We start from the raw sequence: 15,397 nt of genomic DNA on the forward strand, positions 1-15,397 counted from the left end.
GGTGTCAGCTGTCGCGGGCGATGGCCTGCAAGGCACTCAGGTCGACGATCTCGATCGATCCGTAGCTCAACCGGATGACGCCTTGTTCCTGCAGCTCCTGCAAGGCCCGGTTGGCCACCTGGCGCGACACGCCGCTGAGCCGGCCAAGCTCTTCCTGGGAAATCGTGATGCGCCGCTCCGTGTTCGGGTAGAGCGCCGGGTTGAACAACTCGGACAGGCTGTAGGCCACCTGGGCCGTGGTGTCCCCCAGGCGAAAGTTCTGCACCAGCGCCACGTAGTGGCCCAGGCGGGCGTTCAGCTGCGCGATCAGCCACAAGGCGAACGGATGGCTCTCTTCCAACATGCGCAGGAAGGCCGCACGGGGAAGAAAGGCCACCACGCTGTCGCGCAGGGCGACCACCTCGTAAGGCCGCATTTCGCCCTTGAGCACGGAACCTTCGCCGAACCACGCCCCCGAGGGCACGCTGGCAAAGGTGCTGCCCTTGCCCCCCTCGGACAGATTCTCCAGCTTGAGCATGCCGTCGACCACGCCCAGCCAGTGGGCCGAGGGGGTGGCACGCGCGCACACCGTCTCACCGGCCACAAACGACCGGAAGGTCAAGGCCTGCCGAACACCCGCGGCCTGTGCGTCGGTCAGGCAGGACAACCACGATGACTGGGCCAGGAAACGTTCGGTGAGGACTGGATTCACGGTGGAGCAACCCAACAGAAGAAGGGCGCATTGTGCTATCGCCTGGGGAGGACGCCAAGCGCAAGACTCGCTTGACCGCGCTGGCCGCTGATGCCTGGCCTGAACCACGCGAGCACGCTCACAGCGGCATGCGCTCGTCCTTGAGCACGCGCAGCACGAAGCTGGACTTGCTGTGGCGTATACCGGGGATCTTGTAGAGCTTCTCGCGCAGCAGGCGTTCGTAGTCGCGCGTGTTCTTCACCGCGATGCGGATGAAGTAGTCGTAGTCGCCCGAAATCAGGTAGGCCTCCATCACCTCGGGGATGGTGGCCAGCGTCTGGCCGAACTCGTACAGCGCCTCGTCGGTGTGGCTGTCCAGCGTGAGCTGCACGATCACCGTGTCCTGCCAGCCCAGCTTGGCGCGGTTGAGGTCGGCGGTGTAGCGCTTGATGACCCCTTCGGCCTCCAGCCGCTTGATGCGGCTCCAGCAGGTCGTGGGCGAGAGGTTCACCGCCGCGCCGATCTCCTGCAGGGTCTTGCGCGAGTCGGCCAGCAACTCGCGCAGGATGGCCATGTCGAAGCGATCGAAGCTGACCGGGAATTCTTCGTCAGAAGAACCGATTGGAAGATTATTTTTCGGCTTTCCCACCCTGAACATCCCCATAAATCGAAAACATTCTGGCAGTTTCGCAGAAAAATTACCGCATGAATACGCAAATCACCGAACACCTTTCCCGCGACACCATGGCCGGCACCGACCCAGCGGCCATGCGCAATGGCGCCGAACGGCTGCTGGACACCCTGCTGGCCTGTGGCGTCGACACGGTCTTCGGCTACCCCGGCGGGGCCGCCCTGCCCATGTACGACGCGCTCTACCAGCGCCCCGCCCTGCGCCATGTGCTGGTGCGCCACGAACAGGCCGCCGTGCACGCGGCCGAGGGCTACGCGCGCAGCACCGGTCGCGTGGGCGTGGTGCTGGTCACGTCCGGCCCGGGCATGAGCAACACCCTCACCGGCCTGCTGGACGCCCACAGCGACGCCATTCCCGTGTTGTGCATCAGCGGCCAAGTGGCCACCGGCGTGATCGGCACCCAGGCCTTCCAGGAATGCGACGCCATCGGCATGTCGCGCCCGGTGACCAAGTGGAACCACCAGCTGCGCGATGCCGGTGAGGTGGAGGCCGCCGTGCGCCAGGCCCTGTACCTCGCCGCCTCGGGCAAACCCGGCCCCGTGCTGCTGGACGTGCCCAAGGACGTGCAGCTGCAACGCATGCCCAACACGCAACGGGTGGACGACGTGCCACCGCCCCGCTCGGCCCCTGCCCTGCCCGCGCCCGCGTTGCTGCGGCAGGCCGCGGACCTCATGCTGGCCGCCCGCCAGCCGGTGCTGTACGGCGGTGGTGGCCTCATCAACGCCGGTCCCTCCGCCTGCGCCGCCTTCACCCGGCTGGCGCGCGACCTGCACCTGCCCACCACGCTGACGCTGATGGGCCTGGGCGCCTTCCCGGCGTCGGACCCGCGTTTCCTGGGCATGCTGGGCATGCACGGCACGCTCGAGGCCAACCAGTCCATGCACCACGCCGACCTCATCGTCTGCGTGGGCGCGCGCTTCGACGACCGCGTGACCAGCAAGCTGGCGGACTTCGCTCCCCACGCCCAGAAGATCCACATCGACATCGACGCGAAAAACATCAACAAGGTGGTGGCGGTCGACGTGGCGCTGCTGGGCGACTGCGGCGCCGTGCTCGATGCCCTGCGGGCCGTCCTGCCCACCGAGCCGCCGGCCTCGGCCCGCCTCGATGCCTGGTGGCAACGCATCCAGGGCTGGCGCGGCCTCGACAGCCTGGGCTTCACGCCGCGCGACGATGTGATCCTGCCGCAGCACCTGATGCACGAGCTGCAACGGCAACTGACGCGGCACGACGCCATCGTCTCCACCGACGTCGGCCAGCACCAGATGTGGGCCGCCCAGCACCTGCGCTTCGAGTCGCCCCGGCGCTGGCTGACCTCGGGCGGCGCGGGCACCATGGGTTATGGCCTGCCGGCGGCCATCGGCGCGCAGATCGCCCACCCCGACAAGACCGTGGTCTGCGTCAGCGGCGACGCCTCCATCCTGATGAACATCCAGGAGCTGTCCACCGCCGTGCAGCACGCCACACCGGTGAAGGTGGTGCTGTCCAACAACACCTACATGGGCATGGTCCGGCAATGGCAGGAGCTGATCCATGGCAACCGGCTCAGCCACAGCTGGAACGCCGCCCTGCCCGACTTCGTGGCCCTGGCCAAGGCCTTTGGCTGGAACGCCCGCCGGGTCGACGCCCCCGATGACCTGGCGGGGGCGCTGGCCGAATGCCTGGCCTGTCCGGGACCGTTTTTCCTCGACGTGCGCGTGGCCCAGCAGGAAAACTGCTACCCCATGATCCCGGCCGGCAAAGGCCACCAGGAAATGATGCTGGGCGACCAGCGCTGGTACCCGGCGGTGGCTTAAAGGGGCGCGAAACGCGCGGCCGCGATCCACAGCCCATGGAACAGCGCGGCCAGGAACACCGTCTCCAGCACCATCAGCGCCACCGGCTTCCAGCCCACCGTCAGGATGTCCTTGAGGTGGGTCTTCATCCCGATCGCCGCCATCGCCGCGATCAGGCACCACTGCGACGCGCTCTTGCCCGCACTGACCACCGCCGCCGGCAGCCAGCCCGTGCTGTTGACGCCCACCAGCACCGCAAACGCCACCGCGAACCACGGCAGCAGCGGCGGGCGCGGCCCGCCCATCGCCTCGCCGCTGGCCAGCATCTGCCGGCGCGCCAGCCACGCCGCCAGCGCGATCACCGGCAGCAGCATCGCCACCCGCATCAGCTTGACCAGCGTGGCCGCGTCCCCCGCCTCGTGCGACAGGCTGTAGCCCGCGCCCACCACCTGCGCCACGTCGTGGATGGTGCCGCCGATGAAGTAGCCCGCTTGCACCGGTGTCATGCCCAGCCATTGCGTGAGCATGGGGTACAGCACCATGGCCAGGGTGGACAGGGTGCTCACGCCGATCACGGTGAACAGCGTGGCCTGCTCCTTGCGTGGGTGCGCCGGCATGGCGGCTGAGAGCGCCAGCGCGGCCGAGGCCCCGCAGATGGCCACCGCCCCGCCGGTGAGCAGGCCGAAGAACATCTGGAAGCCCATCAAGCGGGCCAGGGCGATGCCCACCACGATGGTCAGCGCCACGGCCAGCACCACCATGGCGATGGGCTGCCAGCCCAGGGCCATGACCTGGTCGGCGGTGATGCGCAGCCCCAGCAGCGCCACGCCCAGGCGCAGCACCTGCTGGGCGGTGAAGCCGATGCCGGCGGCGCTGCGGTTCTTCTGCCCGCCTTCTTCCTGCGTGAGGAAGTTCAGCGCCATGCCCAGCAGCAGGGCGAACAGCATGACCGGCGCGCCGTAGTGCTCGGACAGGAACATCGCCGCCACCGCCACCACGGCACTGATGGCCAGGCCGGGCAGCAGGGGTTTCAGGCCACCAGGTGCTTCTGGTCCCAGGACAGGGGTCTCGCTCATGTTCTTCTTGTTTCCAAATATGGAATCATGGATTGCAAAGAAGGAACAGCATACATTCAAACCCGAACGAAGACCACACGCCGCCCGGCGGCACAGCGAGCAGACAGGCCAGCATGAAAAAACACAGTTCGCACTGGGGCGTGTTCACCGCCGAATGGCGGGACAAACAGCTCAGGGTCCAGCCACACGGCAGCGACCCCGACCCCAGCCCCATCCTCGACAACTTCACCACCGGCCTGAGGCACCGCGCCCGCATCACCGCGCCCATGGTGCGCAAGGGCTGGCTGGAGCGCGGCCCCGGCCCCGACAGCCGCCGCGGTCAGGACGAATTTGTCGAGGTGCCCTGGCCCGAGGTGCTGGACCGCCTCGCCAGCGAGCTGCAACGTGTCCAGCGCGAGCACGGGTTGAACGCGATTTTTGGCGGCTCCTACGGCTGGTCCAGCGCCGGCCGTTTCCATCACGCGCAGAGCCAGGTGCACCGCTTCCTCAACACCACGCTCGGTGGTTATGTGCGCAGCGTCAACAGCTACAGCGCCGGCGCCGCCGAGGTGCTGCTGCCCCACCTGCTGGGCGGCATCGAACAGGTCGCGCGCCGCAACGTCACCTGGGAACAGGTGGCCGAACACAGCGAGGTGGTGCTGGCCTTCGGCGGCATGGCGCTGAAGAATTCGCAGGTCGCCAGCGGCGGCGTGAGCCGCCACGTGGAGCGCGAGTCCATGCGGCGGGCGGCGGCCCGGGGCTGCCGTTTCGTCTCGATCAGCCCGCTGCGCTCCGACCTGCCCGACGAGGCCCACTTCGACTGGCTCGCCCCCGTGCCCGGCACCGACACCGCCCTGATGCTGGCCATGGTCCAGGTGATCGTGAGCCGCGGCCTGCATGACACGGATTTCATCGCCCGCTGCTGCGACGGCTGGCCCGCGTTCGAGGACTACCTGATGGGGCGCACCGATGGCACGCCCAAGACACCCGCCTGGGCCGCGCCCCTGTGCGGCCTGCCGGCGGCACAGATCGAGGCGCTTGCCCTGTCGCTGCCGGGCAAGCGTGTGCTGGTGGTCATGTCGCACTCCATGCAGCGCTCCGAGCACGGCGAACAACCGATCTGGATGGGCCTGGTGCTGGCCGCGGCGCTGGGCCAGATCGGCCTGGAGGGTGGTGGCTACAACTACGCGCTGGGCACCTTGTCGCACTATGGCCGCCGCAACAACCTGGTGGCCCCCGCCGCGCTGTCGCAGGGCGACAATGGCATCCAGGACTTCATCCCGGTGGCCCGCATCACCGACATGCTGCTGCACCCCGGCGAGGCCTTCGACTACAACGGCAAGCGCCACACCTACCCACACATCCGCCTGGCCTACTGGATCGGCGGCAACCCCTTCCACCACCACCAGGACCTGAACCGCCTGGCGCGGGGCCTGCGCCAGCTCGACACCTTTGTCGTGCACGAGAGCGCCTGGACGGCCACCGCCCGCTTCGCAGACATCGTGCTGCCGGCCACGCTGACGCTGGAGCGCGAGGACCTGGGCGGCACCCCGACCGATCCCCTGCTGGTGGCCATGCACCGCATCGCCGAACCCCACGGGCTGGCGCGCGACGACTACGACATCTTCTGCGACCTCGCCCAGCGGCTGGGCCGGCTGGAGGCCTTCAGCGAGGGCCGCAACGCCCACGAATGGGTGGTCGAACTCTACGAGCGCACCCGCCGCGCCTGGCAGGACAAGGGAGTGGAACTGCCCGACTTCCCGACCTTCTGGACGGGCGGCGAATTCCCCCTGCCGCAGGCGGCGGACGACGGCGGCGTGCTGCGCGCCTTCCGCAACGACCCCATGGGCAAACCACTGCTCACGCCCAGCGGCAAGGTGCAGATCAGTTCACCGCGCATCGCCAGCTTCGGCTACGCCGACTGCCCCGGACACCCCACCTGGCTGCCGCCCGTGGATGTGCCGACACCCGCTTACCCGCTCTACCTGGTGGCCAACCAGCCCGTGGGCCGCCTGCACAGCCAGCTCGACTTTGGCGCCTACAGCCAGTCGCTCAAGCGCCATGGGCGCGAGGTCTGCACCCTGCACCCCCGGGCGGCGGCGGCGCGAGGCATCGCCGACGGCGACGTGGTGCGGCTGTTCAACGACCGGGGTGCCTGCCTGGCGGCGGTGCGCCTGTGCGAGACCATGCGCGAGGACGTCGTCCAGTTGCCCACCGGCGCCTGGTTCGACCCCATGGACGATGGCCAGGGCCGCATGATGTGTGTGCACGGCAACCCCAACGTCCTCACCCGCGACGTCGGCACCTCCTCGCTCGGCCAGGGCTGCACCGGGCAGTTGACGGTGGTGCAGGTCGAACGTTTCGAGGGGGTGTTGCCGCCGATACGGGCCTACGACCCGCCTTAAGCCAGCGGATTCCCCCGCGCCAGCAACACCGACGCCTGGCGCGCCGCCTCGACTACCAGGGCGGTCATCTTGCGCACGCCGCGTGCGCGCACCCGCGCCGCCGGGCCGGAAATGCCGATCGCGGCGGCGGCCAAACCGTTGGCGGTCAGGACCGGGGCGGCGATGCCCCACACGCTGGCACGCCACTCCCCCCGGTTGACCGCATAGCCCTGCTGGCGCACCTGGGCGAGTTCGATGGTCAGGGCACCGGTGTCGGCCAGGGTGCTGGGCGTGTAGCGGTGCAGCTTGCGTTGCGTCCACACGGCGTCCACGCGCTCATCGCGCCAGGCCAGCAGGACCTTGCCCGTGGCCACGCAGTACGCGGGGGCGCGGCCACCGATGGCGCTGTAGGCGCGCACGGGCTCGGGGCTGTCGAGCTTGTCGATGTAGATCACCTCTTCGCCGCTGAGCACCGACAGGTGGACCGTCTCGTTGCTTTCGGCCAGCAGCCAGCGCATGGCCGGCGCCGCGGCTTCGCGGAAATCCAGCCGGTGCAGGGCCCGTGCGCCCAGTTCCCACACCTTCAATGACGCGCGGTAGCTGCCGCGCCCGCCGTCGTTCACCGCATAGCCCATGTCCACCAGGGCCTGCAGCAAGCGGTGCACGTTGCTGCGGGCCATGCCCAGCTCGGTGGCCAGTTCGCTGACGCCCATGGCGCCATCCCGCGCCACAAGGACTTCGAGCAGCTGCAGGCCCTTGATGAGGGTGTTGTTCATGTCCTTCTCCTGTTCCCAAATACGGAATCATGGATTGCAAATAAGGAACAGCATACAGTCAATCCAGACAGAAATACCAACCGCCATTCCGCGGCGTCGCTCCCCACCGTGGCACCGCGCCCCCTCACAGAGGATCATCCATGACAAACGCACCCCGGCCGCTGACGGGGATCAAGGTCGTCGAGTTCTGCCAGGTCGCCGCCGGACCGTTCTGCGGCATGCTGCTGGCCGACTACGGCGCCGAGGTCCTGAAGATCGAGCCCCCCGAGGGCGACACCCTGCGCCAGTGGCCGCCCATTCACAACGGCGACTCCGAGAACTTCGCCTCGCTCAACCGCTCCAAGCGCTCCATCGCGCTCGACCTGAAGAACCCCGAGGACCTGGGCCTGGCACGCCGGCTGGTGCTGGAGGCGGATGTTCTGGTGGAGAACAACCGGGCGGGCGCCATGGAGCGCCTGGGCCTGGGCTGGAGCTGGTGCCACGCGCACAAGCCCAGCCTGATCTACTGCTCCATCTCGGCCTACGGGCAGGCCGGCCCGCGCTCGGGAGAGGGGGGCTTCGACCTCACCATGCAGGCGGCCGCAGGCGTGATGAGCGTGACCGGCGAGGCCGATGGCGCGCCGGTGAAGTGTGGCGTGCCGATTTCGGATTTCACCGCCGGCCTGTACGCGGCCTTCTCGATCAGCGCGGCGCTGGCCCAACTGCGCGGGGGCGGAGAGAACGCCCGGGGGTGCCACATCGACGTGCCCATGTTCGCCACCACCATCGCCGTGGGCGCGCTGCAGACCAGCGAATATTTCGGTACTGGCCGCAACCCGCGCCGGCTCGGCTCGGCCCATCCGCGCAACGCGCCCTACCAGGCCTTCCGCTGCGCCGATGGCTGGTTCGCCATCGCCGCGGGCAACAACAAGCTCTGGCGCGCCGTGTGCGAGGTGGCCCACACGCCCGCACTGCTGGACGATCCGAGGTTCGCCACCACCGCCCTGCGCGCGGCCAACCAGACCGCGCTGAAGGATTTGCTCGAGGCGGTGTTCACGCACGCCAACATCACCGACTGGGTGAGCCGCTTCGCCGCCGCCGGCGTGCCCTCGGCGCCCATCAACGGCTTCGCGGAGGCGCTGGCCGATCCGCAGGCCGCCTTCCTGGACCTGGTGCGCCCCATGCAGCTGCCGGGTGGCCGCGAGAGCCGCACCGTGGGCTGCCCGGTGCGGATTGACGGGCAGGCCATCGCAGTCGACACCCGCCCGCCCGCACTGAACGAGCACGGCCTGCACATCCGTGCCACCCACCAGGAGGGCTGACCCCATGCACCTGCCACAGGCCGCGTCCGGTCCGATGGACACCCTGGCGCCACTGCGCGACTTCGTCACCGCGACCACCCACATCGTTGGCCAGGCCGGCCAGAACGAGGCCCAATGTGTGGCCGCGGTGCGAGAACAGCTGGCGCGCCTGATCGCGCACGACGGCTGGCTGCCCGACTTCGCCACCCTGCCCCACCCCGAGCACTACCAGCAATACCTCCTGCACTGCGATCCGCTGGAGCGCTTCAGCGTGGTCAGCTTCGTCTGGGGTCCGGGCCAGCGTACGCCGATCCACGACCACTGCGTGTGGGGCCTGGTGGGCATGCTGCGTGGCGCCGAGACCGGCCAGGCCTTTGAGTGCCAGGCCGCAGGCCCCATGCGGGCCAAGGGACCGGCGGTGCGCTTGTCGCCGGGCGACATCGAACTCGTGTCGCCGCACACCGGCGACATCCACCAGGTGGCCAACGCCCTGGCCGACCAAAGCTCCATCAGCATCCACGTGTACGGCGGCAACATCGGCGCCGTGGCGCGGCACGTGTACGACCCCGCCACCAGCGTGGCCAAGCCCTTTGTGTCGGGCTACTCGTCGGCCCAGGTACCCAACCTGTGGGACCGCTCGCACAGCGTACGGGCACGCCTCGCGGGGAGCAGGCCATGATCGAACAGCACGGCGACCAAGGCGTCCGCGTGCTGACCCTCGCGCAGCCGCAGCGCGGCAACGCCTTGTCCGAGGCCTTGGTGGAGGCACTGATCGCGGCGGTGGAAACCAGCTGCGCCGACCCCACGCTGCACACGCTGGTGATCGACGCGCAGGGCCGGCACTTCTGCACCGGCTTTGACCTCGGCGACGCCCCCCAGGCCAGCGCCGAGCCACAACCGGACAACGCCGCGGACCGGGATGGCCCGCTGCTGTGGCGCTTCGCCCGCATCGAACAGCTGCTCGCCCTGCTGTGGCATGCGCCGCTGCGCACCGTGGCGATCGCCCAGGGCCGGGCCTGGGGCGCCGGTGCCGACCTGTTCGCCGCCTGTGACCTGCGCTGCGCCACGCCCGAGACCCAGTGGCGCTTCCCAGGGGCCGGCTTCGGCATCGTCCTGGGCACGCGGCGCCTCGCGGCGCTGGTGCAAGAGCCGCAGGCCATGGCCTGGGTGACCCAGGGCCAGACCATCGATGGCGCCCAGGCACTGGCCAGCGGCCTGGCCACCGCCCTGCTGCCCGACGCCAGCGACTGGCGGCAACACCTGCCGCCGCTGGCGGTGGACCGCGCGACCTATGCCCAGCTCAAGGCGGCCACGCGCCCCGACCACCGCGACGCCGATCTCGCGGCCCTGGTGCGCTCAGCGGCCGCGCCCGGCCTGCGGCAACGCATGGCCGCCTACCGCGAGCGCAGCAGGCGGCCCCCACCGTAGACGCGGCGCCCGCCCCCCCGATTCGTCAGCAACAACACCCACAGGAGACACCCATGAACCACCCACTTCGCCGGCGCTTGCTCGCCGCCTTGGCCCTGGCCACCCCGCTGATGGCCGCCATGCCCACCGTCCACGCCCAGGACGGCTGGCCCTCACGCCCCATCCGCATGGTGGTGCCCTTCCCCCCCGGTGGATCGTCCGACATCCTGGGCCGGCTGATGGCCGAGCAGATGGGCAAGCTGCTCAACGCCAACATCTTCGTGGACAACAAGCCGGGTGGCACCACCCAGGTCGGCACCGACTTCGTGGCCGCCGCGGCGCCCGACGGCTACACCCTGCTGCTGGCCGCCGCCACCAGCTTCACCGTGCTGCCCAACCTGCGCAAGCTGAGCTACGGCATGGAGAGTTTCGAGACCGCCGGTGGCATCGCGGACTACCTGGCGGTGATGGCGGTCAAGAAGTCCCTGCCGATCAAGAACGTGAAGCAGTTCGTGGCCTACGCCAAACAGCGCCCGGGCGAGCTGTCCTTCGGCTCGGCGGGCGAGGCTTCGGCCGGCCATGTGTACGGACTCACCCTGGCGCGCGACACCGGCATCAAGGTCCTGCATGTGCCCTTTCGCGGCTCCGCCGCCGCATCGACCGCCCTGGTCGGCGGCGAGATCGACTTCATCATCGATGGCGCCATCACGCCCATGGTGAAGGCCGACCGCGTCGAGCCCCTGGCGGTGATGTACCACAAGCGCCACCCCGACCTGCCCAACGTGCCCACGCTGCACGAGGCCGGCTTCGACATCACCTCGGCCAAGGGCGCGGGCTGGGGCCTGCTGGCGCCCAAGGGCACACCTGCGCCCATCATGGCCCGCCTGTCGGAAACGCTGCAAAAGGTGCTGCAGCAGAAAGAGGTGCACGAGGCCCTGCAGCGCGCCAACTCGATACCGGCCTGGCAGACGCCCGAGGAGTTCCGGCAAGGCATCGCCGCCGACCGCGCCATGTACAGCGAACTGCTGCCCGCGATCGGCATTCGCGGCAACTGAACCCCACGGAACCCCACGCCCACCATGAACCTGTCCGACATGTCCACCCCGCGCTACCCGCAAGCCAACCAGTCCGTCCGCCAGATCCTGCACCCCGCCAGCGTCGCCATCGTCGGGGCCTCCGACAGCGAGGCCAAATGGGGCGGCCGCCTGCTGCGCTACATGCTCAAGCACCGCCACGACGGGGCGCTCTACCCCATCAACGCCCGCGCCACCGAGCTCCTGGGGCAAAAGGCCTACGCCTCGCTGCTCGACTGTCCCGGCCCGGTGGACCTGGCCATCCTCCTGGTGCCGCGCGAGCACGTGCGCGCGGCGATTGAAGACTGCGTGAAAAAGCAGGTCGGCTGCGCCTTGTGCATCACCGCCGGCTTCGCAGAAACCGGGCCCGAGGGCCGGGCCGACGAAGAGGAACTCGTGGCCCTCGCTCGCGCCGGTGGCGTGCGCCTGATCGGCCCCAACTGCATGGGCCTGATGAACGCCCACCACAACCTGTGCGCCACCACGGGCGTGGTGATGGGATCGGTGCCGCGCCTGCCCGCCGGCGGCATTGGCCTGGCCAGCCAGAGCGGCGCGCTGATGGGGGCGATGATCTCGCGCGGCGTCGATGTGGGCGCCGGCTTCTCGTCCACCATCTCGGTCGGCAACCAGGCCGACCTCGACCTGAACGACTTCCTCGAGTACCTGATCGACGACCCCATGACCGAGGTGATCTGCCTCTACATGGAAGGCGTCAAGGACGCCGGCCGCTTCACCGCCCTGCTGGCCCGCGCGGCCGCAGCGGGCAAGCCGGTGTGTATCGCCAAATCGGGCCGCAGCGAGGCCGGCGCCAAGGCGGCGGCGTCCCACACCGCCAGCCTGGCCGGCGCCTGGCCCGCCTTCGAGGCCATCTGCCGGCGCTGGGGGGTGTACCTGTTCGAGACCATTTATGACCTGTTGCAAGGCGCGCAACTGCTGCAGCGCGGCAAGCGCGCGACCTCGACCCGTGTCGCGGTGTTCTCGGGCTCGGGTGGTGGCGGCGCGTTGCTGGCGGACGCCCTCGAAGCCCACGGCCTGGACCTGCCCCACCTGTCGAGCGACACCGAGGCGGCCGTGGCCAACGTGCTGCCCGCCACCCACCGGCAACTCCCGTTTGACTTCGGCATGCTCAACCACAACACCCCGGCCGACCCCGAGGTGGCCGGTGGCTCGGTGGGCATCGCGCTGGACCGCGCCATGGCGGACCCCGCCGTCGGCGCGGGCATCCTGCTGCTGACCACCCAGCCCGGGCAGGAGCGGGTGGTCGAGGCGGCCATCTCGGCCGCCGACCGCAACGGCAAGCCGCTGCTGTTCGTGCAGGGCGCGGGCGACCACGGTGACGTGGCGCGCCGCATGTTGCGCGAGGCGGGCCACGGCTACCTGGACAGCCCACACGACGCGCTCAAGGTGGCCGCCGCGCTGACCCAGCGCGAACAGCCCGAGCCGCTCCCGGCGCCCACGCCCCGCCACCCGCTGCCCGACGGGCTGGCCAGCGGCTTCCTCACCGAACCCGATGCGCGGCGCCTGCTGGAATCGGCCGGCATCCCCACCACCCGCTGGCGCCTGGCGCTGGACGCCGATGCCGCCGTGGCGGCGGCGCGCGAGATCGGCGGCGCGGTGGCCATCAAGGCGGTGAGCGCGGCCATCGTGCACAAGAGCGACGTCGGCGGCGTGCGCCTGGGCGTGTCGGGCGACGCCGCCGTGCGCCAGGCCTGCGAGGGCATCGCCGCCGCGGCCAGGGCCGCCGGCGTGCCGGCCCTCGACGGCTTCCTGGTGACCGAGATGTGGCGCGCCGATGCCGAGCTGATCCTGGGCATCCAGCACGACCCGGACTTTGGCCCCATGGTCATGGTCGGCGCGGGCGGCGTGCTGGTGGAGCTGATGAAGGACGTGCAGCTCGCCCCCGCCCCGCTCTCCCACGCGACCGCGCGGCGCATGCTCGCTCGCCTGCGCAGCCTGCCACTGCTCACCGGCTTCCGCGGACGCGCGCCCGCCGACCTGGACACCATCGCCGACGTGCTGGTGCGCTTGGGCACCCTCGCCGCCGGCGCGCAGGGACAGATCCGGGAACTCGACATCAATCCCCTGTTCGTGGCCGGCAACCGGGTGGTCGCCGCCGACGCCCGCGCCACCCTGGCCTGAGTTTTTTTGAACACACCCACACCACAAGGACACCCGACATGCCAGCCATCCTCTACGAATCCAGCGAAGGCATCGCCCGCATCACCATCAACCGCCCGGACGCCCGCAACGCCATCAACAACGATGTCGTCCAGGGCCTGCACGACGCCTGGCAACGCTTCGCCCGCGAGGACGACCGCGTCGCCGTGCTGTCGGCGGCGGGCGACCTGGCCTTTTCGGCCGGCGCCGACCTCAAGGACATGCCGCGCGACATCTGGCTGTCCATGCCCAACCTGTCCGTGCCCTGCGACAAACCCATCATCTGCGCCATCAACGGTGTCGCCGTCGGCGCGGCCGCCACCATGGTGATGCTGGCCGACATGGCCGTGGCGGAAGAGCAGGCCCAGTTCATCTACCCCGAGGCCAAGATCGGCGCCTTCGCCGGCGTGATGGCGGGCTTTCCCCCCCGCATGCAATACAAGGCCGGCCTGGAATGGCTGATGACCGGCGACCCCATGTCGGCGCAGCGTGCCTACGAGATCGGGCTGGTCAACCGCATCGCGCCCAGGGGCGGCGCCCTGCCCGCCGCGATGGAGACCGCCCGCAAGATCGCCGCCAACGCGCCGCTGGTGGTGCAGGCGATGAAATCCATCGCGCGCCACACGCTGCCGACCTCGCCCACCGAGCGCTACTACCCCCAGCGGGCCATGCTGGACGGCATCGCCCAAAGCGCCGACATGCAGGAAGGCGTGGCGTCCTTCAAGGAAAAGCGCGCGCCCCGCTTCACCGGCCGCTGAGGCCCGTTCCCCACCCCACCCAGGAGACACCATGCACCTCACCCGACGCCTTCTCGCGCTGACGGCCCTGGCCGCCTGTGGCGCCACCCTCACCCCGGCCTGGGCCCAGGCCGACAAGGGCTGGCCCAACAAGCCCATCCGCTTCATCACGCCCTACCCGCCAGGCGGCTCCTCGGACATCATCACCCGCTTCATCGGCGAACGCGTGTCCAAGGCCGTGGGGCAACCGGTGATCGTGGAGAACAAGCCCGGCGCGGGCGCCACGCTGGGCACGGAATACGCCTCGCGCGCGCCGGCCGACGGCTACACCTTCTTTGTCGGGCCCACGGCCACCGTGGCCATCGCGCCCTGGCTCATGAAGGTCGGCTACACGGCCGACAGCTTCGTCTCCGTGGCCAAGCTCAGCTCGTCCTATGGCCTGATCGCCGCGCGCAAGGACGCCCCCTTCAACAACTACAAGGAGTTCGTGGCGGCGGCCAAGTCCCAGCCGGGCAAATTCAACTTCGCCTCCAACGGCGTGGGCTCCATCGTCCACATGACGGGCGTGCTGCTGCACAAACAGTCGGGCATCGACGTCACGCACATCCCCTACAAGGGCGCGGTCGAGTCCATGACCGACATGATGGGCGGGCGCATCGACGTGATGTACGACCCCGTCACCGCGCCGCGTGTGAAAGCCGGTGAACTCAAGGGCCTGGCCACCACCGGCAACGAGCGCAACCCCAACCTGCCTGATCTGCCGACCCTGAAGGAGCTGGGCTTCGACATGGACACCCCAAGCTGGTTCGGCCTGTTCGCCCCCAAGGGCACACCGGCCGACATCGTGGCCCGCATGGCCGAAGAGACACGCAAGGTGCTGGACGGCCCCGGGGTGCGGCAGCAGTTGTTGATCTCGGCCATGTACCCCGACTACGAGGGTCCGGCCGAGTTTGGCAAACGCGTGTTGGCCGACGCGGCCTTCTTCCGCAACCTGATCCAGAAGGAAGGCATCAAGGCGGAGTGAGGTCCGCGCCGCTCAGGCAGCAAACGCGCTGTGCGCGTCCATGGCCTTGAGCGAATAGACATAGGCGGCGCCGGCGTTGAGGGCGATGGCCGTGGACAGGGCCTCGGCCAACTCGGCTTCCGTGACACCCGCGGCGCGCGCGGCCTGGGCGTGGGATGCGATGCAGCCCTCGCAGCGTGTGGTCACGGCCACGGCCAGGGCGATCAGTTCGCGGGTCTTGGCGTCCAGCGTGCCGGTGCCGCCCTGCGCTTCGTTGAGGCCACGGAAGGCGGTGAGCAGCTTGGGGTGGTGCTTGGCCAAGGCGCCGCTGACGGCGCGGTTGTTCTTCAGGAGATCGAGCCAGTTGTTGAGCATGTGAAGGTCCGGCA

At 69.6% G+C, this 15,397-nt stretch carries 14 protein-coding genes; 9 read left to right on the top strand and 5 right to left on the bottom strand.

Annotated features, from left to right (window positions below; all coding sequences use genetic code 11):
• Window positions 1-4: 4 nt before the first annotated feature.
• On the bottom strand, window positions 5-691 hold the full coding sequence (locus AAHB17_RS12295; protein ID WP_342130877.1) for a Crp/Fnr family transcriptional regulator: 687 nt from the start codon (window positions 689-691) through the stop codon (window positions 5-7).
• A gap of 118 nt (window positions 692-809) precedes the next feature.
• Entirely contained in the window at window positions 810-1,244 is a 435-nt protein-coding gene (locus AAHB17_RS12300; RefSeq protein ID WP_342130878.1) for an Lrp/AsnC family transcriptional regulator, read from the bottom strand.
• Between the two features lie 131 nt (window positions 1,245-1,375).
• On the opposite strand from AAHB17_RS12300, the gene ilvB reads away from it, so the two are divergent.
• Window positions 1,376-3,157: a biosynthetic-type acetolactate synthase large subunit gene (ilvB, locus tag AAHB17_RS12305; protein WP_446719592.1), complete on the top strand. Its 1,782-nt coding sequence runs from the start codon at window positions 1,376-1,378 to the stop codon at window positions 3,155-3,157.
• On the opposite strand, the gene AAHB17_RS12310 is transcribed toward ilvB, so the two are convergent.
• Window positions 3,154-4,212 carry a YeiH family protein gene (locus AAHB17_RS12310; protein ID WP_342130879.1) on the bottom strand — a complete coding sequence of 353 codons (1,059 nt, stop codon included), beginning with the start codon at window positions 4,210-4,212 and terminating at the stop codon, window positions 3,154-3,156. The two genes, ilvB and AAHB17_RS12310, sit on opposite strands and share 4 nt — an antisense overlap.
• A 113-nt stretch (window positions 4,213-4,325) precedes the next feature.
• Between AAHB17_RS12310 and AAHB17_RS12315 the strand changes: the two genes are divergently transcribed.
• Entirely contained in the window at window positions 4,326-6,596 is a 2,271-nt protein-coding gene (locus AAHB17_RS12315) for a molybdopterin guanine dinucleotide-containing S/N-oxide reductase (RefSeq protein ID WP_342130880.1), read from the top strand.
• On the opposite strand, the gene AAHB17_RS12320 is transcribed toward AAHB17_RS12315, so the two are convergent.
• Complete coding sequence (locus AAHB17_RS12320; protein WP_342130881.1) at window positions 6,593-7,351, bottom strand: IclR family transcriptional regulator; 759 nt, start codon at window positions 7,349-7,351, stop codon at window positions 6,593-6,595. The two genes, AAHB17_RS12315 and AAHB17_RS12320, sit on opposite strands and share 4 nt — an antisense overlap.
• A 140-nt stretch (window positions 7,352-7,491) precedes the next feature.
• On the opposite strand from AAHB17_RS12320, the gene AAHB17_RS12325 reads away from it, so the two are divergent.
• From AAHB17_RS12325 to AAHB17_RS12355, 7 genes are read left to right on the top strand one after another with little or no spacing between them, the layout of a single operon-like run.
• Window positions 7,492-8,652 (top strand): CaiB/BaiF CoA transferase family protein, encoded by a 1,161-nt coding sequence (locus AAHB17_RS12325; RefSeq protein WP_342130882.1) that lies wholly within the window; start codon window positions 7,492-7,494, stop codon window positions 8,650-8,652.
• Between the two features lie 4 nt (window positions 8,653-8,656).
• Window positions 8,657-9,310 carry a cysteine dioxygenase family protein gene (locus AAHB17_RS12330; protein ID WP_342130883.1) on the top strand — a complete coding sequence of 218 codons (654 nt, stop codon included), beginning with the start codon at window positions 8,657-8,659 and terminating at the stop codon, window positions 9,308-9,310.
• Window positions 9,307-10,059, top strand: a complete 753-nt coding sequence (locus tag AAHB17_RS12335; protein ID WP_342130884.1) for an enoyl-CoA hydratase/isomerase family protein — start codon at window positions 9,307-9,309, stop codon at window positions 10,057-10,059. The genes AAHB17_RS12330 and AAHB17_RS12335 overlap by 4 nt, the downstream gene beginning before the upstream one ends.
• Before the next feature lie 53 nt (window positions 10,060-10,112).
• Window positions 10,113-11,093 (top strand): Bug family tripartite tricarboxylate transporter substrate binding protein, encoded by a 981-nt coding sequence (locus AAHB17_RS12340; RefSeq protein WP_342130885.1) that lies wholly within the window; start codon window positions 10,113-10,115, stop codon window positions 11,091-11,093.
• Window positions 11,094-11,117: 24 nt separating this feature from the next.
• Entirely contained in the window at window positions 11,118-13,250 is a 2,133-nt protein-coding gene (locus tag AAHB17_RS12345) for an acetate--CoA ligase family protein (RefSeq protein WP_342130886.1), read from the top strand.
• 38 nt (window positions 13,251-13,288) lie between these two features.
• Window positions 13,289-14,026, top strand: a complete 738-nt coding sequence (locus AAHB17_RS12350; RefSeq protein WP_342130887.1) for an enoyl-CoA hydratase/isomerase family protein — start codon at window positions 13,289-13,291, stop codon at window positions 14,024-14,026.
• A gap of 31 nt (window positions 14,027-14,057) precedes the next feature.
• Window positions 14,058-15,029, top strand: a complete 972-nt coding sequence (locus tag AAHB17_RS12355) for a Bug family tripartite tricarboxylate transporter substrate binding protein (RefSeq protein WP_342130888.1) — start codon at window positions 14,058-14,060, stop codon at window positions 15,027-15,029.
• Window positions 15,030-15,041: 12 nt separating this feature from the next.
• Here AAHB17_RS12355 and AAHB17_RS12360 read toward each other — a convergent pair whose 3' ends face one another.
• Complete coding sequence (locus AAHB17_RS12360) at window positions 15,042-15,383, bottom strand: carboxymuconolactone decarboxylase family protein (RefSeq protein ID WP_342130890.1); 342 nt, start codon at window positions 15,381-15,383, stop codon at window positions 15,042-15,044.
• Window positions 15,384-15,397: the final 14 nt, after the last annotated feature.

The organism is Hydrogenophaga sp. OTU3427, from assembly GCF_038440225.1.
In the GTDB taxonomy this organism is placed as follows: Bacteria; Pseudomonadota; Gammaproteobacteria; order Burkholderiales; family Burkholderiaceae_C; genus Hydrogenophaga.